The organism is Stappia sp. TSB10GB4, assembly GCF_900185745.1.
Classification (GTDB): domain Bacteria; phylum Pseudomonadota; class Alphaproteobacteria; order Rhizobiales; family Stappiaceae; genus Stappia.
Window position 1 is genome coordinate 101179 of sequence record NZ_FYAV01000044.1, and the last position, 24729, is coordinate 125907.

Genomic DNA, 24729 nt, shown 5'->3' on the forward strand with positions numbered 1-24729 from the left:
GATGCAAGACCGGATGGCTTGACCCCGATCAACCTCATGTCGGCGAGGCGCTGCTCGATCCATCCGGATGTCGCATGGCTTTCGGCAGTTCGTGCCTCTCTGGCGCGGGAGGAGACGTCCCTACCGCCGGCGTCCTCGGCACACCATTTCGGCGGACCGCTTTGGGGGACACGCGAACCACGGCACGGCTTCCCGCTGCTTTGCCTTTGGAACAGCGAAAAAGAATACGATACAAGCGTAGAGGCACCCGATCCGGTCGCGCGCTATGTATCTTGGCCAAAGGGAGGGGCCGGGATCATGACCCATCCAATGACACGCCGCTTCCTGATCGGCGCAGGAACGGCTGCCTTGATTGCGAGGCCGGCACGGGCACAGCCGGTTTTGCGTCTGGGATTGACGCCGGTCTTTCTGGATAACGATGCAGTCGTGATTGAGGGCCTGCGCCGCGCCCTTGCAAGCGGCATGAACCGCGAGATCGAACTGTTTCAGCGGCGCACCTACCAGGAAGTCACCGGCCTGCTTCTGGACCGGACGATCGATGCGGCCTGGCTCTGCGGCTATCCCTATCTGCAACATGCCGATGCGCTGGAACTTGTCGCCGTGCCGGTGTGGCGCGGCGGCCCGAGATACCAATCCTACCTGATCGTCGGGGCCGACGATCCGGCGACGGGCCTGAGCGAGCTGCGCGGCGGCTTGCACGCCTTCTCCGATCCGGATTCAAACTCGGGCTATCTCGTCACCGCAACCGATCTGCGGCGCCTCGGGGACCGGGTGGAGACCTTCTTCAGCAGGTCGGTCTTCACGTTCGGTCATCGCAACGTGGTGCGGGCCGTGGCGGACGGACTTGTCAGGTCGGGGAGCGTCGATGGCTATGTCTGGGAGGCTCTGGCCGTCATCGAGCCGGCGCTGACCGAACGAACGCGGGTGGTTGCGCGGTCGGAATGGCTGGGCTTCCCTCCGGTCTGCGCGAGGCGCGACAATCTGACCTCCGAGCCGGTTCGCGCACTGCAAGATGCCTTGCTGGGCCTGGTCGAGCGGGCCGACGGCCGTCAGGCGCTCGCCGCGCTGCATCTCGACGGTTTTCAGCGGGCGACCGACGATCTCTATGACGGAATTGCCGATCGCATGCGCGATCTGGGACCGTGACGAATGAAGCAGCTCGCCTCCCTGCCGATGTCGATAAAGCTGCCGCTGCTGGCGGCGGCGATGATGATCCTTGCCGGGACACAGGCCTCGCAAGTGGTCCTGCGGTCGCTGGCCCGGGTGCAGGACGCACGGATCCAGGAACTGGCGCAGATGCATGTCGAGGGGCTGACGGTGGCGTTGGGGTCGCATGTTCTGCGGAAGGATGTCTGGGAGGTCTATGACACGCTGGACCGGGCCTCGAAGGGGGCCGAGGGACGCAGGATGATTCTGACCGCCGTGGCGGACGAGCGCGGCCGCGTTCTGGCGGCGACCGACCCTCGGCGCGTGCCCATCGACAGCGATATCGCAGATCTGGTCCGAAATGCGGTGGCCCTCGACCATCTGTCGATAGACGATACCGCCCCCGTTCTCAACCTGCTGGCACCGCTGGTCTACCAAGGGCGCATGGTCGGCCAGATCGCAACCGAGCTGGACGTCTCCGACCTTCAGGCGGAACGGCGGCAGGCGCTCGTCTTCCTGATCCTCGGCAACGCTCTTATCGTCAGCCTGCTGGCGCTGGCAGGCTTTGTCGTCCTGCGACGGATGCTGCGCCCGGTGGCGACACTCGCCTATCAGATGACCGAGACGCCGGGCGAGCCCCACCCCATTCCGGTCTCGCAGATCCCACGTGGCGACGGCGAAACGGCGCGGCTGGCCCACACCTACAATGCCATGGTGGCCGCCGTCGCCGCCAAGGCCGAAACCGAACGGCGGCTTGCCGAGCGGGAGCGGTTCGTGGCCCTTGGTCGCCTGTCCTCTTCGCTTGCGCATGAGATCAACAACCCGCTCGGCGGCCTGCTGAACGCCACCGATACGATCCGCAACTATCCCGACCGGCCCGAGGTGGTCCGCAAGGCTGCCGACCTGCTGGACCGAGGCCTGCGCCATCTGCGCGATGTGACGCGCGCGACGCTCGACCAGAACCGCCTCGATCGTCAGGACCTGCCGTTGACCCGCGAGGACTTCGAGGATCTCAAGCTCCTGATCCAGCCCGAAGTGTCACGCATGGGGCTTACGCTCGACTGGTCCGTGGACATGCCCGCGCCGACGGCGCACGGCCTTTGCGCGGTGCCGGTTCGGCAGATCGTGCTCAACCTGCTGCTGAACGCCTGCACGGCCGCAGGAACCGCGGGACGCGTCGGGCTGGCCGTGTTGCCACTCAACCGGGAGCTTGTCCTGCAGATCACCAACACCGGCCCCGAACTGTCCCAGGCCGCACGCGAGCGGCTGCTTGCAGACGGCCCGGTGCCTCAAGGCGGCGGCGTGGGCCTGCGCCTCTTGCGCGACCTCGCCAGGCAACTGAACGGGAGGATCGATCTTGCGCGGGTCGAGGGCGTCACCTGCATCACGGTCGCACTGCCCTTCGCGACGGAGGCTGGCGATGCTGCGGAATAGACGGATCGTTCTCGTCGAGGACGATTCCATCATGGGCGGCTCGTTGGTGCAGCGTCTGGAGCTCGAAGGCGCAAGAGTGCTCTGGCTCAAGCAGATGGTGCGGGCACTGGGAGCCATCCGGACCCCGAACGCGCCGATCGACGCGGTGGTCTGCGACATCGCTCTGCCGGACGGGTCGGGCGAGGAACTGTTCGCCACGCTGGCCCGCACCAGCACGCCGCCGCCGTTTCTCTTCATCACCGGCCAGGGCGGCATCAGCCAGGCGGTTCGTCTGATGAAGGCGGGTGCCGCGGACTACGTGACCAAACCGTTCGACATGTCGGTGTTCCTCGAGCGGCTTGGGCTGCTTGTCGGCAATCGGAAGAGCCCGTCGCCGACCGACGACTTCCCACCCTTGCTGGGGGTGTCTTCGGCGGCGCGGCAGATCGAGGCTTTGATCGACAAAGCCGCGGCGAACGGCCAGCCCGTCCTGATCCGCGGCGGTCCGGGAACGGGTAAGGACCTTGTCGCGCGGCGCATTCACGACCTGTCGGACCGCCGCGTCACGCCGTTCGTCACCGTCGATCTCGTCCGCGAGGCCGATGCGGATGCGGCGCTATTCGGATCGGCGAGCGGCTTCGGCACCGTACGAGACGGTACATTGTTCCTGCAGGCCGTCGGCAGGATGGGCGCCGAGGTCCAGTCCCGGCTGCTCGACCGGCTCGACCAGGGAGGCGAGGCGCGGCTGATCGCGGCCTGCGGCACCGATCTGGAGGCTCTTATTCAGGACGGTCGCTTCAGTGCCGAGCTGTTCCTGCGGCTGGCGCAGAACGAAATTCCGATACCGCCCCTCGGGACACGGCCGCAGGATGCGATCTGGCTTCTGCATCAGTTGTTCCGCAAGCTCGGCCCTCGCCAGGCACCCCAGGTCGAAGGAATCAGCACCCTGTGCGAAGAGGCCGTGCGGACCCACGATTGGCCGGGGGGCGGGCGCGAGCTTCGCACCAGATTGCTGCGGGGGCTCGCCATGGCGACAGGGTCGCTGCTGCAGCCCTCCGACCTGTTCCCGGAGCATCAGGCCGGGCCGGGGGAGTTCCTGTCGCTTGCGCAGGCGCGCGAGGCTGCCGAGCGGGTGCAGATCATCACCGCCCTCGACCGTACCGGCGGTCAGATCGGCGAGGCGGCGCGGCTGTTGCGCATCTCCCGCACAACCTTGTGGGAAAAGATGCAGAGGTTGGGCCTGTCCGGCCTGTGATCCCACTGCGGCATGTCCGGATTTCCGAACACGAAATTTTCTCTTTGAAATTCAGTCCTTAGCTGCACTGCAGCAGGACCTCGCACGCCGTTGTCCGCCCTGGACCCGCGAAATAGCATGTTGCCGTATTTCGACTTTGGAGAGCTTGGGAGGAGCCAGCCAATGAAGTGCAACCGATTGGTCGACGTTGGGCGTCGACAGTTTCTGAAAGGGGGCGCGCTGGCGACGGCGGGCGCGGTGGCCGCGGTGGTGGCAACACCGGAACAGGCAAAGGCACGCGCCCTTGCCCGCGTCGATTACCCGGCAAACCGTCTCGCCAATATCGCCGATCTGGCGGTGAACACGCCGCTGGATGTCGCCTATCCCGATCCGGACAGCCCTGGCGTTCTGCTCAAGCTGGGCCAGGCCGTGGACGGCGGCGTCGGACCGGATGGCGACATCGTGGCCTTCTCGGTGCTGTGTCCGCACAAGGGCTGGCTGCTGAGCTATTCGGCCACGGACAAGACGCTCAACTGCCCCGGCCATCACTCGCGCTTCGACTGCGAGGCGGGCGGACAGCAGATCTGGGGTCATGCCACGCAGAACCTGCCGCAATTCCTGCTGCGCGTCGACGACAAGGGAGACATCTATGCCGACGGCGTGGACGACCTGATCTACGGCCGCCTGTCGAACGTGCTGTAGGGGGAGGGAAAACGATGGCTTACAAGAGACAGATCGACCGCCTGCCGATCATCCCCGCAGATGCGCAGGAATTCAACGTCACCTGCCACTACTGCATCGTCGGCTGCGGCTACAAGGCCTACACCTGGCCGATGAACCGTCAGGGCGGAACGGCGCCTGGCGAAAACAAGTTCGGCGTCGACCTGAGCGAACAGCAGCACATGGAAACCGAGGCCTGGTTCGCGCCGTCGATGTACAACGTGGTGCGCCAGAACGGTCGCGACGTGCATCTGGTGGTCAAGCCCGACAGCGGCTGTGTGGTCAATTCGGGCCTGGGGTCGATCCGCGGCGCGCGAATGGCGGAGAACCGGCCGTCGAAGGTCATGGGCACACAGCAGCAGCGCCTGTCCGACCCGATGGTCTGGCGCAACGGCACCTGGCAGCCGACAAGCTGGAACGATGCGCTCGACCTGGTGGCACGGGTCACGGCGCGGGTGGTGGCGCAAGGGTCGGAGGACGATCTGGTCGTCTCGATGTTCGACCACGGCGGCAGTGCCGGCGGCTACGAGAACACCTGGGGCACCGGAAAGCTCTACTTCCAGAGCATGAAGGTGAAGAACTGTCGCATCCACAACCGGCCGGCCTACAATTCCGAGGTCCATTCCAGCCGCGACATGGGCGTGGACGAGCTGAACTACGCCTACGAGGACTATCAGGTGACCGACACGATCTTCATCGTCGGTGCCAACTCGATGGAAACGCAGACCAACCTCTACCTCAACCACATGGTCAAGGGTCTGCAGAACGGTGCGAAGATGGTCGTCGTCGATCCGCGCCGCACTCTGACGATTGCCTCGTCCGAGCAGTTCGCAGGCCCCGAGAACGTGCTGCACCTGGCGATCAGGGAAGGCACGGACATGGCGCTGTTCAACGCCATCCTGACCCATATCGTCGACAACGGCTGGACCGACAAGGAGTTCATCGCCAATTCGACCTTTCAGGACGGGGTGGCGGTGCCCGAGGATCCGGCGCACCCCGCCGCGCTCGGCAGCCTCGAAACGGCGATGCTGACCTGTCGCACCTCGCTCGATCAGGCCGCCGAGATCTGCGGCGTTCCGGCCGCCGACATCGCCAAGGCCGCCGAGTGGATCGCCAAGCCGCATGACGACGGCAGCCGCCGCAATTGCGTGACGGCCTACGAGAAGGGCATCATCTGGGGCAACGACAACTATCGCACCATCGGTGCGCTGGTGAACATCGCGCTCGCAACCGGCAATGTCGGCCGCGAGGGCGGCGGTGTCTGCCGTCTGGGCGGTCACCAGGAAGGCTACTACCGTCCCGGCGACGCACATGTGGGCCGCCCGGCCGAGTATGTCGACCAGTTCCTCATCCGCGGCCTCGGCAAGGTGCACCACATCTGGGCCTGCGACCATTACAAGACCACGCTGAACGCTTCGGAATTCAAGCGGGTGCACAAGCGCCGATCCGACATGGTGAAGGATGCCATCGACGCCGCCGCCGGAGGCACGCGCGAACAGGTGGTCGACGCGATCGTCTCGGCGCTGAACGCCGGCGGGCTCTTCGTGGTGGACGTGGACATCATCCACAGCCAGATCGGCCAGAATGCTCATGTGATCCTGCCGGCCTGCGAAGCCAACGAGATGAACCTCACCTCGATGAACGGCGAGCGGCGCCTGCGGCTGTCCGAGAAATACATGGACCCCTACGGCAATTCGAGACCCGACTGCCTGATCGCCGCCGGCATCGCGCAAGCCATGGAACGGGTGCTGCGCGAGATGGGACACGCGGCCTATGCCGACCAGTTCAAGGGTTTCGACTGGGCAACCGAAGAAGACGCCTTCATGGACGGCTACCACCAGGGCAATCCGGAGGTGACCTATGAGCGCCTGCGGGCCATGGGCAACAACGGCGTGCAGGAGCCGGTCATAGGCTATGAAGATGGCCAACTGATCGGCACCACGCGCCTATACACCGATGGCCGTTTCACCCGCCACGGGCGCGAGGACGGAAAAGCGCTGTTCTGCGCCGCCGGCTGGCGCGGCTGGCAGGCGCCCGGCAAGGCGCGCGAACAGGCCGCGCACCGCTTCTGGATCAACAACGTTCGCGCCAACATCTTCTGGCAGAACCAGTTCCTCGATCAGGAGAACGACTTCGTCCAGGACCGCTACCCACATCCTTTCGTCGAGATGCATCCCGAAGACATGGTGGACTTGGGCCTTAATCCCGGCGATCTTCTGGAAATCGTCAACGACAACGGGGTGACGCAGGGCATGGCCTATCCGATGCCGACGCTCAAGCGGAACACGGTGGCGATGGTCTTCGGCTCGCCGGCGGGAAGCCAGGGCAACGTGGTCAATCCGGGGGTCAACGAACTGGTGTTGCCGGACTACAAGCACTGTTGGGGCACGATCCGCAAGATCGCGGACGCCACGGCGCAGACCCGCAACATCTCGTTCAAGTCTCACGAGATCATGCTTTGATTCAAGCCAACGGACCCGCCCCGCCGCCGGGGCGGGTCCCTGCGCAGGGGGTGCAGATGGGAACGGCAGCTTCCTGTTCGGCCGGCAGGCCCGGGTCGGCGCTCTCGGTCGATGCTGCGCGGCTGCGTGCCGTTGCGGTCGCAACGCCTGTGGCGGGCGCCGAAACGCTTCACCTCGACCAGGCCGCAGGCCGCGTGCTGGCGGCGCCGGTCCTGGCCGTCTTGGCCTTGCCGCCCTTCGACAACTCGGCCATGGACGGCTATGCCATCCGCCTTTCCGACCTGACGGGCGATGGTCCCTGGCACCTGCCGGTCTCCGCGCGCATTGCCGCCGGCGACGGCCGCCGGCTGATCCTGCCGCAAGGTTCGGCGGCGCGCATCTTCACCGGTGCGCCGATCCCGCTGGAAGCCGATGCCGTCGTGATCCAGGAACAGGTCTCGCGCGTGGGCGACAGCGTGACGCTGACGCAGCGTCCCCGGGCCGGGCAGAACATCCGCCGCCAGGGCGAGGATATGGCACATGGGGCGCCCGCGCTTGACGCAGGAGTAGCCCTGAGCCCGCCCCGCCTTGCCCTTCTGGCAGGCAGCGGCGTGGCGGAGGTCGCTGTTCGGCCCAAGGTGCGCGTGGCCATTCTGTCGACCGGCAACGAACTGGCCGAGCCGGGCCGGGCGCTTGGGCCGGGACAGATCTACAATTCCAACCGCGTGCTTCTGCGCGCCACCCTGGCCGGGCTATCCTGGGTTGCACTGTCCGATCTCGGCATTCTGCCGGACGATCCCGCCTGTATCCGCGCCGCGATCCGCGACGCCGCGCAGGGGCATGACGTCGTGATCTCCTCCGGCGGCGTGTCGGCCGGCGAGGAGGATCACATCCTCGACGCGCTGCGCGCCGAAGCGGCGGAACTGGACGTGCTCAAGGTTGCCATCCGCCCCGGCAAGCCGCTGACCGTGGGCCGGCTGGGCGCGGCGCTGTATGTCGGGCTTCCCGGCAACCCCTATGCGGCCGCGATCACCTTCAGCCAGATCGCCCAACCGGCCCTGCGCCGGGTCGCCGGACTGCTGGAGGAGCCGGACAACTGGCTGCCGGCCATCGCAGGGTTCCGGTATCGCCGCTCGACAGGGCGACGGGAATATGTGCCGGTCGTCTGGACCGAGCGCGACCCGATGGGACGCCCGATCCTCGATCGGTTGGGCCCGGGCGCGTCAGCCGCCTTGTCGCCCATGGCCCGGGCGATGGGGATCGCCGTGATCCCGCCCGACGTCGACGCCGTCCACCCCGGCATGCCCTTGCCCGTGATGCTGCTCTGCCCTTGACCGGGGGCGAGGTCCGCGCTGGCTCGCCTGATCGGAGGCGAGACCGGTCGGACCCAGATCGACCCCAGATCGCCACAGGTCCGGGCGTGACAACCCAGGGTGCGGAGCCGGAGATGCCGTCGCCGCTTCGCGCGCTTTCGCACAGCCCAACCTCTGGTGTGGCGAGTTTGAATCATGCCTCGCTTTGGCAGCGACCGTCAGAGCGTCTTTCAAAGTCAAAAACAACAATAGAACCATTGACTTACTCGTTTTCCTTTTAAATCTGGAGGTCACATAGAGCAGGCCGCCAAAGGTGACGAACTTCAGACCCGGGTGACCAGAATCTCGGCGCCCTGCCCCCGGAGCGCGGGCGCTTCACGCTGCCCGCTTTTCCAACGTGATCTAGCCGCGGCTGAGTCGCCCTTCCATCTGCGCACCTCGTTTCGAACGCGACTCATCGCTGGGCGATACCCCGACGGCGCCGGCGTAATCGAGCAAATCACGGCCTCTACGCATCTACATGCATGCACATGCACCTTGACGAGCGCCTCACTCCAATCTACATGCATGTGCATGCAAGATAAGTGAGGTGCATATGAAATCCGTTGTCGTCTATTCGGACTATGTGTGCCCGTTCTGCCTGCTGGCCGAGAAAGTCGTGTCACGGGCAACAGCGGGCCGCAACATTGGCCTGAGCTGGCACGCCTTCGAACTGAGGCCGGCGCCAGTGCCGACCCTGAAGCCAGAAGACCCTTACCTGCCTTCAATCTGGGCCCGGTCGGTATATCCGCTCGCTGAGCAGCTTGGGGTGCCAATCAAGCTGCCCTCGATCTCCCCGCAGCCGAGGACAGCCAAGGCATTCGAGTTGCTGGCGATGGCGCAGGATCAAGGGCGTGATCACGCCTATTCCTTGCGTGTTCTGCAGGCCTTTTTCCAGGAAGACCGCAATATCGGTGATCCGCAAGTCCTGGTGGGGCTGGCTGCGGACGTCGGAATCGACGCGGAAGCGGCTCGTCTTGCGCTGAAGGACGGTACGTACAGAGCACGTCACCGCGAAGCGCTGCGCCATGCCAAGGAAGACATGGGGATCCGCTCGGTTCCCACCATTGTCGTCGGCGATCAGATCTTCCGAGGGACTCCGCCCATGGCGCAACTTGAGGCGGCGCTCGATCAGTTCGAAGCCGACGCCGGCCCCAAACAGTCCCATCCCCTCATCAGCATTGGAGAGTAAGCATGCCCTGGTTGTATCTCGGGATCGCCGTCATTTTCGAGATCGCTGTCGCAATTTCGGCCGGAAACGCGAAAGGCTTCACCCACCCCGGCTGGACCGCAGCTACGCTTGCGAGCGGCGCTTTGGCGACCCTCTTTCTCAGTCTTGCGCTTCTGACATTCGACGTCGGCGTGGGCTACGCCATGTGGACCTCAATCTCGGGCGTCGGGATCGTCGTTCTGGGCGCGTTGTTCTTCGGCCAAACCCTGAGCTGGAAAAAAGCTCTCGGCATCGCGCTGGTCATCGGCGGGGTTGTTGGCCTGCGCTTGAGCGGCGCAGCGTAGGCGCTGCACCTGAAACAACGAAACCGGCTTGCTTCACAAAGGAAACCAAACGCTATGACAATTGTCCAAGAAGCCCGCAAATCCACAAGCGCCTGGGTGATGCTGCTCCTGGCCAGCCTGTTCGAGGTCGGCTATGCGATAAGCGTCGGAGGCAGTGCAGCTTTCACGAGGCTGGGCTGGTCCGCGGCCGCCATCGTGTTCTTTCTTCTTACCCTGTATTTTTTGAGTGCGGCCCTGCGAGAGATCGATGTGGGCATTGGCTATGCCGTCTGGGCAGGGATCGGCTCGATTGGAGCCGTCCTTTTCGGCAGCGTCGTGTTCGACCAGACTCTCACCTGGTTTCAGAGCCTCTGGCTCGCGGTCATCATCGCAGGGGTCGTTTGGTTGAAGCTGGCCGACAGTCCCAAACTTCAAGCTCCAGGCTCGTGAACGGCAGGAGAACATCGATATGGTCCAGCCCCCCTCCGCTCGCATGCTTCCGCTGATGGCCGAAACAGTGGCTTTCTCCCTCAAGCACGTAGCCAGCGGCGGCATCCCGTTCACCGCCCTGATTGTCGGCGAGACTGGCGAGATACTCGGTCGTGGCGTCAATCGCGTCATCGAGTGTCACGATCCAACAGCCCACGCTGAAGTCGAGGCTATCCGCAATGCCTGCCGATCTGGAAGAACGCCGCATCTGCAGGGCGCCACGCTTTTGGCTTCCGGAGAACCATGCGCTATGTGCTATCTCAGTGCCCTCTATGCCGGGATCTCGCATATTTACTACGCTGTCGACAGACACGCGGCGGCTGATCATGGGTTTGACTACCGTGGATCATATCGTCTGCTGGAAACCGATCCTCGGACGTGGGCGTCACCTCGTGCCCGCGAACTGGTGGTACCTGACAGGCTGGCGCCGTTCGAGGCCTATCAGCGCGGCTCCCGCCGAGCGGCCGGCAGATAGGTGAGCCTTGCGCGGGCATCTGCATGGCCATACATGTAGGTGCCCGCCTGTTCGCCGTCCAAGGATGCAGATGCAGCGATGCCCCATTCGAAATCCATCTCCTGGCACAAGTTGCTCGATATCGTGGACAGCGTCGAGGCAGACCTGAGCAGAGTCCTGCAGGCAAAGCACAGTCTCGGATTGTCGGAGTTCCGAGCACTGGATGCTCTGTCGAGAGCCTCGAACAGCGAACTCCGGATGCAGGAATTGGCCGCGCATTTGGGTCTCAATCAAAGCTCGGTTTCTCGCATGCTCGAACGCTTGAGCCGTGCTGACTTGGCTGTCCGGGATCTGTGTCCGGACGACAAGCGAGGCGTCTACGCAGTCCTCACCAAGCCAGGCGCCGATCGTCTCAAGGCCGCTCGGGCGGACTATGAGAAGACCCTTGAGGAGGCTCTGCTACGCAACGGCGCCGATGCCCTGCTTGAAGCGGTCGATCGCAAGGCTGCCAAGCCATCGCCGTGACGCGGACCGACGCCTTCCCTGAGGGTTTCTCCTGAACGCAGAAACGCGCGGCATTGCATCCGAGCCGTTTTGCGAACTGCCGACTTTCCCGCCCTCTCGTTGGGAGGGACAGTTGTGTCAGACGTGTCACTCAGTAGGCCCCCGACAGCAGCGCGCCATAACCGGGGACCCGGGTGCTCAGGCCGAGCCGCTTCAGCATCATGTAGGTGGTCGCCACCGACGAGGAGATGACCGGCATGCCGACGCGATCCTCGATGATCTGGATCGCAGCCAGCGACGGCATCTGCACGCAGGCCGACGCAATGACGGCATCGACGCTGTCGGTTTTCAGTCGCTTGGTGATCTCCACCGGCGCCAGCGGATCCTGCCGCCCGACCTCGAGATTGTCCGGGATTTCCAGCGAGATGCTGTCGACGACCTCGATGCCTTCATTCTCGATATAGTCGATGACCAGCTTGGTCAGAGGCTTCATATAGGGCGCCAGGATCGAGACCTTCTTCGCGCCGATGGCATGCAGCCCGTCGACCAGGGCACCGGCGCTGGTGACGACGGGCGCCGGCGCGCCGTTCTCCTCGGTCCGGCGGTGCAGCCGCTCCTCCGAGACCCGGTGATAGCCCAACCCCATGCTCATGATGGCGACAAGACAGGCATAGCCAAGGACGTCGACGCGCGCGTCCGACAGCTCCAGCGCACAGCGTTCGCTGTCGCCGTCCATCGCCGCAAGCTCCTCCCTGGTCACCTTCTTCATGCGCATGCGGCTCGAATGAAAGGTGAAACGCTCGGGATGGCTTGCCTCGCGGGCGCGCAAGATCGCCGGGATCTCGGTTTCCATCGTCGTGTTCGAGGAGGGGACGATCTGCCCCACACGCACGATCCGGTTGGCACTCATTTCTCGGTCTCCGGTCCTGTGTCTGTGGCGGGATCCGCGAGGGATGCCTCGGCCGCCGCCGCTGCAAAGTCGTCGAAGCGCGCCGGCTGGAGCGGCCGCCGATTCACCCGCAGGTCGAAAATGTCGAACCGGTTGTAGTGGCCGGTGATGTCGTGCATCTGCCGGGGCTGGATGCAGCGGGACAGGTCGATCTCGGCATAGACGATGCCTTCCTCGTCGATCAGCGGCTCGCCGACCATCCGGCCATCCGGCCCCAGAACACCGGAAAAGGCGCTGTTTTTCCGCGCAAGCAGGTCGCGCGCCTGCGGATGCGAGGCCGCCATCGCATCGATGATCTCCTGCGAGACGGTCGAGCACGAGACAACGGTGAACACCTTGCCCTCGAAGCTGTGCGCGGCCGCGCGCACCTTGATCGCCTCGGCCATGTCGTAGTCGGGAGGCGCAACCGGCAGGGAGATGTAATTGGCGACATGCACCAGCTCGCCCTGGGCAAGCAGCGCGAAGCGCGCCAGCGTGTTGGTGTTCTCGCCGCAGGCAAGGCAACCGAGCGGACCGACGCTGGTGTCATGCACGCGCAGGGCCGATGCATCGCCCGGAGCCCATGTCAGCTTCTCGGCCCATGTCGGCACCAGCTTGCGATGGCGCCCGAGCACAAGGCCTTCGTCCGAAATGGTAATGACGGTATTGTAGATCGTGCCGATGCCGTGCCGGCTGCGCTCGTTCGCGCCGACCACCACATTGATCCGGTGGCGGGCGGCCGCCTGCGCGATCTCGGCGATTTCCGGTCCCGGGATCTCGATGGCCGAGCGTACCAGCCGCTCGAACCAGGGGCTTCCCTCCACCGGGTTCATGATCCAGTTCCAGTAGGGATAGCCGGCGATGAAGACCTCGGGGAAGGCGACGAGCCGGGCGCCGGCCTCGGCCGCCTCCCGGATCAGGCCGCAGACCTTCGCCACGGTCGCTTCGGTATCGAGGAAGACGGGAGCCGCCTGGACTGCGGCAGCCTTGAATTTGGGCAGATCGAGCATGCCACTCCCTCCGGGTGAGATGGGGTCGCGTCAGGCCGCGACGGGTCTAGCGGGGCCGCGCGCACTTGCCGCCGACAGGACACCGTCGTCGACGACACCCCGCCGGCATTGACGTGTCACGGACCATGGAAGCGCGGCCCGCGGCGGCAAGCCGTACCGTTTTGACGACTTGCCCGTCCTGTCTGGATCAGATCGCGACGACCGGGTGGCGCAGCGTGCCGATACCCTCGACGCCGGCCTCGATGACATCGCCGGGCCATAGCCATTCCTGCGGATCCCGGCCGGCGCCCACGCCATCCGGCGTTCCCGACGCGATGATGTCGCCGGGTTCCAGTGCAATCGCCGCGCTGATGTCGGCGATCAATGCCGGCACCTTGAACAGCATGTGGCGCGTGTTGGACTTCTGCTTCGTCTCGCCGTTGACCGTCAGCCACAGATCCAGCACATGGGGATCGCCGATCTCGTCGGCCGTGACGATGCACGGGCCGAAGGGGGCATACGTGTCCTGGCCCTTGGAATAGATCCATTGGCCTGCCCGGCGATTGTCGCGAGCACTGATGTCGATCATCACGCTGTAGCCGAAGACATGGGCGAGCGCTTCGTCCTCGGACACACGGCTGGCCGTCCGCCCCATCACCACCGCCAGTTCCACCTCCCAGTCCAGTTGCTGGGTGATCCTTGCGTCGTGCTGCACCGCCTCACCGGGCCCGATAACCGTCGTCGGCGGCTTGGAGAAGAGGATCGGCTGCTTCGGCAGGTCCTTCGAGGTGTCGAGCGTGCGCGCCGATTCGGCGACATGCTCGACATAGTTGAGCCCGATTCCGAAGATGTTCTTGCGGGGTCGCGGGATCGGCGCCAGCAGCCTGACATTGCCCAGCGGCAGCGTGACGCCGGTTCGGAACCCTGTCCGGCTGTCCTCGATGATTGACCGCAGGTCCGAAACCGCCACCGGGCCAAGGTCGATGAAGTCGAGCATTTTCGACGGCAGAGGCAAACCGGCCCGCAGGCCGATCCTCTCGACATCGATCACCAGATTTCCGTCAAGGACACCGAGGCGGGCCTCCGCCTCGATGCTGCTGCGATACGTGACAAGACGCATGGGATCGGCGCTCCTCAGGCTACAAGCGGCTGCTGGCCGTCATTGTCGCCAAAGGCCTCTTCGCGATAGAGGCCGAGCGACTGCATCACCGGCAGGTCGTTGAAGGTGAAGAGGCAGGCGTCCTCGCTCTCCGAGGCGTTGCCATGCTCATGCCAGGCCCAGGACGGAACGCAGAAGATATCCCGCTCCTGCCAGTCGAAACGCTTCCCATCGATGATCGAATAGCCCTTCCCCTTGGCGACCTGGTAGATGAAGCTGCCGGTGTGGCGGTGCGCCTTCGTGCGCTCGCCCGGCCGCAGCAACTGCATCGAGGCGCCGATGGTCTGCATCACCGGACCGCCGGTCAGCGGATTGACATAGTTCATCAGGACGCCGTCATAGGGCGATCCGTCCGTCACCCTGGAATAGCGCTGCAGCGCCTCGTAGGTCGGGCCCCACTCGAACTTCAACAGCGGCGAATAGGGCTTGCCCCAGTCGGTGCCGACCGGCTGGAGGCCGGGATTGGCCCAGATCGCCGTGGAATCGTTGACCGGATAGCCGACGACCTGCCGCAGATCCTCATGCACGGCGTAGAAATTCGCTTCCAGCGCATTGACGAGCGGGATGTCGAGCCCGTCCTGCCAGATGCAGGGGGCACCGTCCTCGGCAACGCCATGCTCGTGCCAGGTGCCGTTGGGGGTGAGCACGAAGTCGTTGGCGCCAAGCGTCATCTTGTGACCGTCGACGATCGTGTAGGCGCCCGCCCCTTCCATGATGAAACGCAGCGCGGAGGCGGAATGCGCATGCGCCGAGGCAGTCTCGCCCGGATGCATGACCTGCAGGCCGGAATAGAGCCAGCCGACGGCGGCGGCGACATCCTGGCGGCCCGGATTGTTCAGATAGATCACCCGGCGGCCGGCCTTCTCGGGCGTGACCAGGTCGACGGAGCGCAGCACGTGGTCGCGCAGGTCGCGGTAGCGCCACAGGACGGGAACCGACGCGGATTTCGGCTGCCACGGCTCGATCTTGTTGGCAACGGTCCACAGGGCGCCGGCGTCGAGACGCTCCAGATCGTTGTAATAGGCCAGGAGTTCGGGCGTGTCCTCCACATTGGCGCGCCCGGCAACATCCTCGCGATAGTTCTCCCTTGCCTTGGTCATAAGGGTCTCCTGTTGTGCTGGATATTACATGACACGCTTGATTTTCGAAATCAATAGGCCTTTGCGATTTCCGGCGAACTGATGTAAATCAGAAGGACAAATCATGAGGAGACAGCCAAGGTGCGCACGGAAGATGTGACCAAAGCGAAGAGCGGTGCAGCCGCGGCGGCCCAGGGCGGAGCGGAGACGCTCGCCGAGGTGGCCTATCGTCGGCTGCGGGACGACATCGTGCAAAATGTCTTTTCGCCGGGCCAGCCCTTGCGCCTGGAATTGCTCAAGCAGCGCTACGGCCTGAGTTTCTCGCCCTTGCGTGAGGCGCTCAACCGCCTCCAGACCGAGCGCCTTGTCGTCACCGCAGCACTGCGCGGCTTTTCCGTTGCCCCGGTTTCGGTCGAGGAGATGTGGGACGCCACCGAAACGCGCATCCTGATCGAGTGCGAGGCTCTCAGGCGCTCGATCCAGCACGGCGACGACGACTGGGAAGCCACGGTCGTGTCCACCTTTCACGCGCTCGACCTTCAGGTGCGAAGGATGGAGCAACGCGCCGGAGACGGCGGCGACGACGATATCTCTGCCCTGGAAAGCCGCCACAAGGATTTCCACCGCGCACTCATCGCCTCCTGCCGCTCGCGTCGGCTGATTGCCCTTGCCGACCAGCTCTACACGGAAACCCAGCGCTACCGGCTTCCGGCCTTGAGTGGCAAGAATCCAGCCACCAGCCGCAACATTCCCAGGGAACATCGCGAGATCATGGATGCCTCGCTGGCGCGGCGCGCCGACGAGGCCGCCGAATTGCTGGCCGCGCACTATCGCAAGACATCGGAACTGATCGAAGTGTCCATGTCCCGCAGTGGCGCCGCCGTCGCCTGACCATCCCGACCGGCCGGCAGCAGACGCAGGCACGCCCCCGATGCTCGAGAACCATCGGGGGCGCCCTGGCCGACGCCTCTCTCCCGGATTGAGACCCCCGCCACGCCGAAACCGTTGACGGCGCGACGCGCCTCGAATTGCGTCCTTTTCGCGGGGCCGCGCCCGGCAAATTCAGATCGTAAGATTGTAAAAATTTCGATCACAGTCCATCATCTTGCGTCTTGACCGATAATTGTAAAGGTGCTCTCTTTTTCGAAAGAAAGGCGTCGCGGCTGTCTGCAACCAGATCCGGCAGGCCCGCGTCCACACACAGAGGGGAAGCATCATGAACTGTCGCGTCTTGTCGTCGGCACTGGCGGGCATCGCCCTTGCCGTAGCCTCGTTTTCCAATGGCGCCGCCGAAGCGCGGGACCTGCGTCTCGGGCTGATCACGCCGCCGAGCCACGTGGTGACCCTGGCCGCCAATCGCTTTGCCGAGAAGATCGCCGAGGAAACCGGCGGCCAGCTCACGGTCAGCGTGTTCCCCAGCGGCCAGCTCGGCTCCGAGGCGGACATGCTGCAGCAGATGCAGAGCGGACTGCTGGACATGACGTGGCCGTCGGTCGCGGCCGTCACCGCCCGCCAGCCAACGTTCAACGCCTGGTTCACCCCGTTCCTCATCGATAACGTGGAGATGGCCGTGCGGGCGGCGGACACCGAGGCCGCGAAGGAGATGCTGGAGAGCCTCGGCGAACTGGGGATCCTCGGCAAGGGCTATGTCTTTGCCGGCCAGCGGCATATCCTGATGCGCAGCCAGCCCATCACCGCCGTCGCCGACCTGCGCAACCAGAAGATCCGCATCACGCCGTTCCGGGCGACGCAGATCTGGTATCAGGCGCTCGGGGCGATTCCGACCCCTGTCAGCCTCACCGACGTCTATCAGTCGCTCCAGTCCGGACTGCTCGACGGGGTCGACATCGATCTCGACGCGCTCACCGGCTTCAGCCTGCAGGACGTGGGCAAGCAGCTCACCCTGACCAACCATATGGCGTGGCCGCTGGCTGTGCTGATGGGCCAGGAAGCCTGGGAAGATCTGTCGGCGGAGCACCAGGCAGCCTTTTCGCGCGTCCTCGACGAGGTCCTCGAATGGGCCAAGCAGGAACAGGTCGCCCGCGAGGTGCAGAACCGCGAGCGTCTGCTTGCCGCCATCGACGTGTCGGAGCCGGAGGGCCTGGAAGAGACCTTCTCCGAGGCCAACGCCGCCTTCCAGAAGGAGTTCGGCGACATCGACGTGGTCAAGCGGTTCCAGGAGCAGGTGCGGGGATTGCGGGCGCAGTAACCGTGCGCCTCATGGGCGCCTGACGCGAGACAGGCGCCCATCGAGCGGTCCGAGCCGGGCCAGCCCCTACCGATCCAAGAGCAGGACCGCGCCAGCAAGATGCATCGCTTCGCCATCACGCTCCGAAGAACAAGCCTTTTGCTGCAGTCCGTGGAAACCTTCGCGGCCTGCGTCCTGATCGTGGCGTTCACGCTCATCCTGTCGGTCAACGTGTTCGGACGGTATGTCCTGAACGCGCCGCTGTTCTTCGCCGAGGAACTGGCGGTCTACATCCTCATCTGGATGGCCTTTCTGGCGGCTGCGGCGTCGATCGGCCGGGGCGACCTGGTCCGGGTGTCGCTGGTCGACGCGCTGCCGCCGCGGCTTGTCCGCGCGATCCGCCTCGTCGTGGAGATCCTGGTCTTCGCCATGCTGGCCGGGATGCTCTACGCGGCCTGGAAATGGTTCAACGGACCGGCTGTCGCCTTCGAGCAGGCCCTGACGCTGAACATGCCGAAACGGCCGTTCCTCGCCATCATCCCGCTGTTCTGCGGGCTCTCGCTGCTGCACACCCTGTCCCACATCGTCGAGATTCTCGTCCTCGACACCGCCAGGGACACCGCCAGATGACCGCGATTTCCTTTGCCCTGTTCCTGCTGATCGGACTGCCGATCGCCTTCGTGCTGATCGGCTCGGCGTTCATCTTCATGGCCGCCGAAGGCAATTGGCGGTTGCTCAACGCCCTGCCCCAGGTGCTGTTCTCCTCGCTGGAGATCTTCGACCTGCTTGCCATTCCGCTGTTCATCCTGCTGGGAGAGGTGATGAACGAGGGCGGGCTGACGCAGCGCCTGATTTCCGCCGCCCGGACATCGCTGCGGCGACTGCCCAACTCCCTGGCCTATGTCTCGCTCATCGCCAACCTGATGCTCGCTTCGATCATGGGCTCGGCGACGGCGCAGATCGCGGTGATGAGCCGCGTGATGGTGCCGGCGATGGAGGATGACGGATACAAGCGCGGTTTCGCCGCCGCCTTGACGGCCTCGGCCGGTCTGATCGCCCCTCTCATTCCCCCCTCGATGATCTTCATCATCTACGGCGTGGTGGCCCAGGTTTCCGTCGCCGACGTGTTCATGGCCGGAATCCTGCCAGGCCTGCTGATGTTCTTCCTGCTGTGCCTGTGGATCTCGATCCGCGTGCCGCGCCGGGACGGTGGCAGTCCGGCCAGGCCGGATACGGCCACCGGGAACCAAGCCGGGGAGCCCGCGCGCGGGCGCGTCGTCCTCGATCTGCTCGTTACCCTCTCGATTCCCGGCATCATCGTCGGGGGCATCGCCTTCGGCGTGTTCACGCCGACGGAATCCGCCGCCATCGCGGTGGTCTTCACGCTGCTGGTCGGCTCGCTCTACTTTCGCAAGCTGACCTTCGCGAGCCTCCGGCAAGCCTTGGTACGAACGGCCGGGAACACCGCCATGGTGCTGTTCCTGATCGCCGCCGCCAAGGTGTTCGGATGGGTCCTGACCTTCAACATGGTGCCGCAGACCATCGCGCTGCTGCTTCAGGGGATCACCTCGGATCCGATCGCCTTCCTGCTGCTGACGTTCCTGTTCCTGACGATCATCGGCTTCTTCCTCGACGGTGTGGCGGCGCTGATCGTCCTGGTGCCCATCCTGTTGCCCATCGCGGTCACCGTCTATGGCATCGACCCGATCCAGTTCGGCGTCATGGTGTGTCTCACCTTGTCGATCGGCCTGTTGACCCCTCCCGTCGGGGCCGGACTGTTCATCGCCTCAGCCGCGGCGAATGTGAAGCTCGGTGCCCTGGTACGTGAAATCCTGCCCTTTCTCGGGATCGCATTCTTCGTCACGCTGTGCACCATCCTGGCGCCTGTCCTGACCTCCGCCTTCAGATGAGCTGCGCAAGCGCAACGGGCGACTGCGGGCCTATGACCGCTCGCCTTGGGGGCCGAGGCTTTCCGCAATGTCCTTCATGACGTCCTCCCACTCGCCCTCGTCCATGTCCATCAGGCCGAAGAACCGCAATGCGAACGCCCCTTCCGTGGCAAGGAAGGCCAGCCTGGCGCGCCGGCCCTCACCGGTCGCGGGATCGAGCATGGCGAGCCGCTCGCGATACCAGCGGCGGGTCGAGGCAAGGTGCTCCGGCGTCTGCTGCAACGCCGCCAGAAGGCTGGCCGCCTTGGCATTGGACGCCGCATCGGAGCGCCGCGTCGCCTCGACATGGGCGCGCATCGCCGTCAGCGCGTCGGGACCTGAGCCGGCGATCCTGGCGAACTCCTCGGCATAGCTCTTCGCCCAGCGGTCCAGCATCGCGTCGATCAGGGCGTCCTTCGTGCCGAAACTGTACTGGACACCGCCCTTGGTGATGCCGGCTGCCTTGGCGACGGCATCAATGGTCAAAGCCGCGGCGCCCTTCGTCGTCACGATCTCCTCAGCCACATCCAGCAGCGCCTCGCGGTCGATTGTCTTCTTTCGGCCCATGTCACCCCTTTTCATTCAATACGTATGTATTTATATAAGGGCGTCTGATCCCGGTCCAGCCGCTTGGAAAGACCGGGCGCGAACCCTGATGGTGAATTCCATGCAATCGCATCTCCGCTGGTTGGTCCTTGGCGTGCTGTCCAGTGCCCTTCTGCTCATCGTCATCGACATGACGGTGCTCTATCTCGCCCTGCCGAGCCTCACCCACGATCTGCACGCATCGCCGAGCGAGAAGCTGTGGATCGTCAACGCCTACGCGCTGACCGTCGCGGGGCTGCTGCCCGGCATGGGCGCGCTGGGGGATCGGTTCGGCTACAAGAGACTGTTCGTCACGGGCCTCGTCGTGTTCGGCAGCGCCTCCCTGGCCGCCGCGTTTTCCTCCACCCCGACGATGCTGATCGCGGCGCGCGTCGCCCTCGCCATCGGTGCCGCCATGATGATGCCGGCAACGCTCGCCATCATCCGCCACACCTTCGAGGATCCGCAAGAGCGGTCCGTCGCCATCGGCGTCTGGGCCGCCATTGCCTCGGGCGGCGCGGCCCTGGGGCCGGTGGTCGGCGGCCTGCTGCTGGAATATTTCTGGTGGGGCTCGGTGTTTCTCATCAACGTGCCGATCGTCCTGCTTGCGCTGGGGCTTGCCCTGGTCGCGCTTCCGCAAAGTCGCGGCAATCCGGACCGTCCGTTCGACCTTCTGGCCTCGGCCCAGATCATGATCGCCCTGGTTGGGTTGACCCTCGCCATCAAGGAGGCCGGCAAGGCGGAGCCGTCCCCTGCGACGGCCATCCTCGCCGTGGCTGTCGGGCTGGTGTTCGCGGTCGCCTTCGTGCGCCGTCAGGGCTCCTCCAGCACGCCGATGCTCGACTTTGCCCTGTTTCGCAACCGCACCTTTGCCTCGGCCGTCGCCGCCGCCTTCGTCGCCTCGGCCGCGCTCATGGGTACGGAACTGGCCGTCAGCCAGCGGCTCCAGCTCGTCGTCGGCCTGTCGCCCCTGCAGGCGGGACTTGCCATCCTGCCGATCCCGCTCGCAGCCTTCGTCGCCGGGCCGCTGGCCGGGCTGGTGCTGCCGCGCGTGGGCACCGAACGCGTTCTGTGGTCGTCCCTCGCCCTCGCGGCGGCCGGCGTTCTCGCCTATCTCGTCGGCTACCAGTCCGGGCTCTCGATCCGGATCGGTGCCTTCATCATGATCGGCCTGGGCATCGGCGCAGCGATGACCGCCGCCTCCAGCGCCATGCTGCTCAGCGCGCCCCCCGACAGGGCGGGCATGGTCGCCTCGGTCGAGGAAGTGTCCTACGAACTCGGCGGCGCCTTCGGCATCGCCATTCTCGGCAGCCTAATGTCGGCGGTCTATGCGGCCTCGTTCCGCCTGCCGGCCAGCGTTGCCGTTCCGGATCTGGCACAGAACGGTATCGACGGGGCGCTGCTCGCGGCGCAAGCGCTGCCCGAAGGTCTCGCCACCCTGCTCGTCAGCCGGGCGCATGCGGCTTTCGACAGCGCCTTCCTTGCCGTAATGGGAGCCGCAATGGCGCTGATGTTTGCCGTTTCCATTGCAATCGCGATGGTCGCACGGCATGGTGCCAGAACCGGGCGGGCCTGAGCGCGGGGACTGGGGCGGGGCGCGGGCGTGTTCCAGGTGCCGGAAGCGAAGGCCCGGTCCGGCACCCTGGACGGCACGCCCGCCTCACGGCGCCTTCTTGCCGTAGCGCCGCGGCGCCGCCCCCGTCCACTGCTTGAAGGCTCGCGAGAACGTCGCCGTGTCCGCATAACCGAGAACCTGCGCCGCGGCGGCCAACGGCATCCCGCTGTCCTCCAGCAGCGCCTCGGCCCTCGCCTGCCGCGTTTCCTGCAACACGCGCCGGAACGACGTGCCCTCCTCAACCAATCGGCGGCGGAGGGAGCGTACCGACATATTGAGATCGGCAGCGATCACGTCGCAGTCGACCGAGGCCTGCCCAAGACGCCGCGCGATGATCTCCTCCGCCCGTTTGGCAATGCTCTTACCCGCGACCGTTTCGGGGCGGATCAGGTCGAGCAGATGGGTTTCCAGAATGCTCTTCAGCCCGTCATCGGCAGAACGCGCAGATCGGGGAAACGGCCGGTCCAGATCCTCGTCGAGGATGACGAGCCCATTGGACGGCTGGTTGCCCAGAACCGGCGCCCGGAAGAAGGCTTGAAGCTGCTTCTCCCGGCTCGCCACTGAATGTTCGAAATGCACTTCCACCGGCGACCAGGTCGCCGTCGTGAGTTGCTTCACCAGCGTCATCAGACCCGCGATGGTGAACTCGGCGTCCTGACGGCGCGGCCAGATGGCCGGATTGTCGATGCGGTAGCCGTAACTCGTCGCATCCGCCCACCGGTCCACCGACAGCAGCGTCTGTGTCTGCCAGCGGCTCTGGAACCGGGCAAAGGTGGCCAGCGCATCGCGCAGATCCCGCGAGGCACTGAGCAGGGCGTGAAACGGCCCCAACTCCGTCAGGCCGAAGCGAGCCCCCATCTCCAGCCCCAGAAAGGGCTGCGAGAACGTCGCCGCCGCGCTTTCGAGCAGCGACACATAACGATGCAGCGGCAGTTGCTGGTAGGGGTGAGTGACCTGCGATCCGAAGACGCCATGTGCGTCGAGCAAAGGGCCGAGTTCGTCCGTCCTGTCGGGCAGGGCGTTGAACAGCGCTGCCAGAAACAGAGAACGGATCGTCGCATTCTCATCCTTGGCCGAAGTGGGGCGATGAGGAGAAACGTCAGCCATAGGGATAGTCCCGGATCTGGATTGTCTTTCTTTTTAGCAAACTCGACTGTTTTTGTAAAATAACGATCGCCCCTTCAGCGCCGATCGGACGGCACGGCGCAAGGGCCGGCCCGGATCCCGACCTTGGCCGGTTTTGCAAAGGCTTCAACCGTCCCGGCAATTTACCTTGGACGGGACCAGCGGCACCTTTCGCTCACCCGTCACGAAAGATGCCGAGCAAGATGACCGCCTCCCCCAGGATTGACTTCATTTACCTGTCCGAGCCCGACATGATCCGCGCCGGCGTCACCGACATGGCCGCCTGCGTCGACACGATGGAGGAGATGTTCCGCCTGCTGCACCATGGCGACTATCGCATGGCGGGCGCGAACAACAACTCGCATGGCGCGATCGTGCTGTTTCCCGAGACATCTCCCTTTCCGGACATGCCCAAGGCGACCGCCGACCGCCGGTTCATGGCCATGCCCGCCTATCTGGGCGGACGGTTCCGGACCACCGGCATGAAGTGGTACGGCTCGAACATCGAGAACAGGGCGAGGGGATTGCCGCGCTCGATCCTGACCTTCGTGCTCAATGATCCGGACACGGGGGCGCCGCTCGCCTTCATGTCCGCCAATCTTCTGTCGGCCTATCGGACCGGCGCCGTTCCCGGCGTCGGCGCCCGCCATCTGGCCCGGCCCGAGTCCCGGGTGGTCGGGCTCCTCGGCCCCGGCGTCATGGGAAAGACTTCTTTGTCGGCCTTCATGGCGGTCTGTCCCGGCATCGACACCGTCAAGATCAAGGGCCGCGGCCGCGCCAATCTCGAGGCCTTCCTCGCCTGGCTGGGCAAAACCTATCCCCAGATCGCCAACGTCGAGGTGGTGGACGAGATCGAAGACGTCGTGCGGGACTGCGACATCGTCACCTTCTGCGGCTCGGGGGCCACCGGCGACCCCTCCACCTATCCGACGGTGCGGCGCGAATGGGTGCGCCCCGGCACGTTCCTGTCCATGCCGGCCCTGTGCAACATCGATGCCGGCATGGAAGCCCCGGAGATCCGCAAGGTGCTCGACAATACCGGCCTGTACGACGCCTGGTATGAGGAGAACCCGAAGCCCGTCCATGCCTTGGTCCCGGCGGTCGGCATCCGCTTCCTCGACCTTGCCGCCGAAGGCAGGATCGACCGCGACCAGCTCGAGGACCTCGGCGAGATCGTCGCCGGCGAGGCGCCCGGCCGGCGCGATGACGACGAGATCATCATCATGTCGGTCGGCGGCATGCCGGTCGAGGACGTCGCCTGGGGCACCGTCGTCTACCGCAAGGCGCTGGAACTGGGCATCGGCACCCGGCTTACCCTGTGGGACGAGCCGGCCCTGCGCTGACCCCCTCGCCGTCGCAACCCGCGGCGCTGCCCTTTCACCGCCTCCCTTCCCCGCCGGCCCGTGGACTGGCCGTCATCGTCACCCTCACCGGGATCCCGTCATGCCAGACATCGTCAAAGTCAAAACCGGCTCGAAGTTCGAGGAACACGGCAGCTATTCGCGCCTCGTTGCCGTCGACAATCTGATCTTCGTTTCCAACACCGCCGGCCGCAATCCCCGCACCAAGACGATCCCGGAGGACCTCACCGCGCAGACGCTCCAGGTTCTGGCCAATATCGAGACGGCCCTTGCGGCGGTCGACGCAAGCCTTGCCGACGTCGTGGCGGCGCGCGTCTTCGTCCAGTTTCCGCAGGATGTCGAAACCGTCATGGCCGCCTATGGCGAGAAGATGCGCAGGATCGATCCGACCCTCACCATGACCTGCCCGGCACTCGGCGCGCCCGAATATCGGGTCGAGATCGAGGTAACGGCCTATCGCGGCGCAGCCACCGCCAACGCCAGGATGATGAAGATCTCGCTGTGAGCCGGCTTGCCGACCACTGC

General features: G+C 65.1%; 24 protein-coding genes. 18 read left to right on the top strand and 6 right to left on the bottom strand.

What is annotated here, in order from left to right; genetic code table 11:
- The first annotated feature begins 297 nt into the window (after positions 1 to 297).
- The 11 genes from TSB10GB4_RS09855 (at position 298) to TSB10GB4_RS09905 (ending at position 11268) form a co-directional block, all read left to right on the top strand.
- Positions 298 to 1146 (top strand): PhnD/SsuA/transferrin family substrate-binding protein, encoded by an 849-nt coding sequence (locus TSB10GB4_RS09855; RefSeq protein WP_186395607.1) that lies wholly within the window; start codon positions 298 to 300, stop codon positions 1144 to 1146.
- A 3-nt stretch (positions 1147 to 1149) separates the two neighbouring features.
- Positions 1150 to 2580 (top strand): ATP-binding protein, encoded by a 1431-nt coding sequence (locus TSB10GB4_RS09860; protein WP_186395608.1) that lies wholly within the window; start codon positions 1150 to 1152, stop codon positions 2578 to 2580.
- On the top strand, positions 2567 to 3814 hold the full coding sequence (locus TSB10GB4_RS09865) for a sigma-54 dependent transcriptional regulator (RefSeq protein ID WP_186395684.1): 1248 nt from the start codon (positions 2567 to 2569) through the stop codon (positions 3812 to 3814). Before TSB10GB4_RS09860 ends, TSB10GB4_RS09865 begins: the two co-directional genes overlap by 14 nt.
- A 162-nt stretch (positions 3815 to 3976) precedes the next feature.
- Positions 3977 to 4495: an arsenate reductase (azurin) small subunit gene (locus tag TSB10GB4_RS09870; RefSeq protein ID WP_186395609.1), complete on the top strand. Its 519-nt coding sequence runs from the start codon at positions 3977 to 3979 to the stop codon at positions 4493 to 4495.
- Positions 4496 to 4509: 14 nt separating this feature from the next.
- Positions 4510 to 6975: an arsenate reductase (azurin) large subunit gene (locus TSB10GB4_RS09875; protein WP_186386059.1), complete on the top strand. Its 2466-nt coding sequence runs from the start codon at positions 4510 to 4512 to the stop codon at positions 6973 to 6975.
- Entirely contained in the window at positions 6894 to 8288 is a 1395-nt protein-coding gene (gene glp, locus TSB10GB4_RS09880) for a gephyrin-like molybdotransferase Glp (RefSeq protein WP_244570874.1), read from the top strand. The genes TSB10GB4_RS09875 and glp overlap by 82 nt, the downstream gene beginning before the upstream one ends.
- A 574-nt stretch (positions 8289 to 8862) precedes the next feature.
- On the top strand, positions 8863 to 9498 hold the full coding sequence (locus tag TSB10GB4_RS09885) for a DsbA family protein (RefSeq protein WP_186395610.1): 636 nt from the start codon (positions 8863 to 8865) through the stop codon (positions 9496 to 9498).
- A 2-nt stretch (positions 9499 to 9500) separates the two neighbouring features.
- Positions 9501 to 9821 carry a multidrug efflux SMR transporter gene (locus TSB10GB4_RS09890; protein WP_186386056.1) on the top strand — a complete coding sequence of 107 codons (321 nt, stop codon included), beginning with the start codon at positions 9501 to 9503 and terminating at the stop codon, positions 9819 to 9821.
- Between the two features lie 54 nt (positions 9822 to 9875).
- Positions 9876 to 10250, top strand: coding sequence for a multidrug efflux SMR transporter (locus TSB10GB4_RS09895; RefSeq protein ID WP_186395611.1), 375 nt, complete (start codon positions 9876 to 9878; stop codon positions 10248 to 10250).
- 55 nt (positions 10251 to 10305) lie between these two features.
- Positions 10306 to 10764 carry a nucleoside deaminase gene (locus TSB10GB4_RS09900; RefSeq protein WP_244570875.1) on the top strand — a complete coding sequence of 153 codons (459 nt, stop codon included), beginning with the start codon at positions 10306 to 10308 and terminating at the stop codon, positions 10762 to 10764.
- A gap of 78 nt (positions 10765 to 10842) precedes the next feature.
- Positions 10843 to 11268 carry a MarR family winged helix-turn-helix transcriptional regulator gene (locus TSB10GB4_RS09905; protein ID WP_186395613.1) on the top strand — a complete coding sequence of 142 codons (426 nt, stop codon included), beginning with the start codon at positions 10843 to 10845 and terminating at the stop codon, positions 11266 to 11268.
- 130 nt (positions 11269 to 11398) lie between these two features.
- Here TSB10GB4_RS09905 and TSB10GB4_RS09910 read toward each other — a convergent pair whose 3' ends face one another.
- From TSB10GB4_RS09910 to TSB10GB4_RS09925, 4 genes are all read right to left on the bottom strand, one after another.
- The gene (locus TSB10GB4_RS09910; RefSeq protein ID WP_305849840.1) at positions 11399 to 12157 is read right to left on the bottom strand and encodes an Asp/Glu racemase; all 759 of its coding nucleotides are present in this window, start codon (positions 12155 to 12157) and stop codon (positions 11399 to 11401) included.
- On the bottom strand, positions 12154 to 13185 hold the full coding sequence (locus tag TSB10GB4_RS09915) for a carbon-nitrogen hydrolase family protein (protein ID WP_186395614.1): 1032 nt from the start codon (positions 13183 to 13185) through the stop codon (positions 12154 to 12156). The genes TSB10GB4_RS09910 and TSB10GB4_RS09915 overlap by 4 nt, the downstream gene beginning before the upstream one ends.
- Positions 13186 to 13372: 187 nt before the next feature.
- Positions 13373 to 14284 (bottom strand): fumarylacetoacetate hydrolase family protein, encoded by a 912-nt coding sequence (locus tag TSB10GB4_RS09920; RefSeq protein WP_186395615.1) that lies wholly within the window; start codon positions 14282 to 14284, stop codon positions 13373 to 13375.
- 14 nt (positions 14285 to 14298) lie between these two features.
- A complete protein-coding gene (locus TSB10GB4_RS09925) occupies positions 14299 to 15423 on the bottom strand; it encodes a cupin domain-containing protein (RefSeq protein WP_186386051.1) in 1125 nt (374 codons plus the stop codon).
- 120 nt (positions 15424 to 15543) lie between these two features.
- On the opposite strand from TSB10GB4_RS09925, the gene TSB10GB4_RS09930 reads away from it, so the two are divergent.
- The 4 genes from TSB10GB4_RS09930 to TSB10GB4_RS09945 all read left to right on the top strand — a co-directional run bounded on the left by TSB10GB4_RS09930 (position 15544) and on the right by TSB10GB4_RS09945 (position 19500).
- Complete coding sequence (locus TSB10GB4_RS09930) at positions 15544 to 16293, top strand: GntR family transcriptional regulator (protein ID WP_244570876.1); 750 nt, start codon at positions 15544 to 15546, stop codon at positions 16291 to 16293.
- A 325-nt stretch (positions 16294 to 16618) separates the two neighbouring features.
- Positions 16619 to 17611, top strand: coding sequence for a TRAP transporter substrate-binding protein (locus tag TSB10GB4_RS09935; protein WP_186395616.1), 993 nt, complete (start codon positions 16619 to 16621; stop codon positions 17609 to 17611).
- A gap of 138 nt (positions 17612 to 17749) precedes the next feature.
- Positions 17750 to 18220, top strand: coding sequence for a TRAP transporter small permease (locus tag TSB10GB4_RS09940; protein WP_186395617.1), 471 nt, complete (start codon positions 17750 to 17752; stop codon positions 18218 to 18220).
- The gene (locus TSB10GB4_RS09945; RefSeq protein WP_186395618.1) at positions 18217 to 19500 is read left to right on the top strand and encodes a TRAP transporter large permease; all 1284 of its coding nucleotides are present in this window, start codon (positions 18217 to 18219) and stop codon (positions 19498 to 19500) included. The genes TSB10GB4_RS09940 and TSB10GB4_RS09945 overlap by 4 nt, the downstream gene beginning before the upstream one ends.
- Before the next feature lie 30 nt (positions 19501 to 19530).
- Here TSB10GB4_RS09945 and TSB10GB4_RS09950 read toward each other — a convergent pair whose 3' ends face one another.
- Positions 19531 to 20085, bottom strand: coding sequence for a TetR/AcrR family transcriptional regulator (locus TSB10GB4_RS09950; RefSeq protein ID WP_186395619.1), 555 nt, complete (start codon positions 20083 to 20085; stop codon positions 19531 to 19533).
- A 100-nt stretch (positions 20086 to 20185) separates the two neighbouring features.
- On the opposite strand from TSB10GB4_RS09950, the gene TSB10GB4_RS09955 reads away from it, so the two are divergent.
- Complete coding sequence (locus TSB10GB4_RS09955) at positions 20186 to 21679, top strand: MFS transporter (RefSeq protein ID WP_186395620.1); 1494 nt, start codon at positions 20186 to 20188, stop codon at positions 21677 to 21679.
- 84 nt (positions 21680 to 21763) lie between these two features.
- Here TSB10GB4_RS09955 and TSB10GB4_RS09960 read toward each other — a convergent pair whose 3' ends face one another.
- A complete protein-coding gene (locus tag TSB10GB4_RS09960; protein WP_186395621.1) occupies positions 21764 to 22825 on the bottom strand; it encodes an AraC family transcriptional regulator in 1062 nt (353 codons plus the stop codon).
- Between the two features lie 221 nt (positions 22826 to 23046).
- On the opposite strand from TSB10GB4_RS09960, the gene TSB10GB4_RS09965 reads away from it, so the two are divergent.
- Together TSB10GB4_RS09965 and TSB10GB4_RS09970 are read left to right on the top strand one after the other, a co-directional pair.
- Positions 23047 to 24186 carry a tyramine oxidase subunit B gene (locus TSB10GB4_RS09965; protein WP_186395622.1) on the top strand — a complete coding sequence of 380 codons (1140 nt, stop codon included), beginning with the start codon at positions 23047 to 23049 and terminating at the stop codon, positions 24184 to 24186.
- A gap of 100 nt (positions 24187 to 24286) precedes the next feature.
- Positions 24287 to 24709, top strand: coding sequence for a RidA family protein (locus TSB10GB4_RS09970; protein ID WP_186395623.1), 423 nt, complete (start codon positions 24287 to 24289; stop codon positions 24707 to 24709).
- The last annotated feature ends 20 nt before the right edge of the window (positions 24710 to 24729 follow it).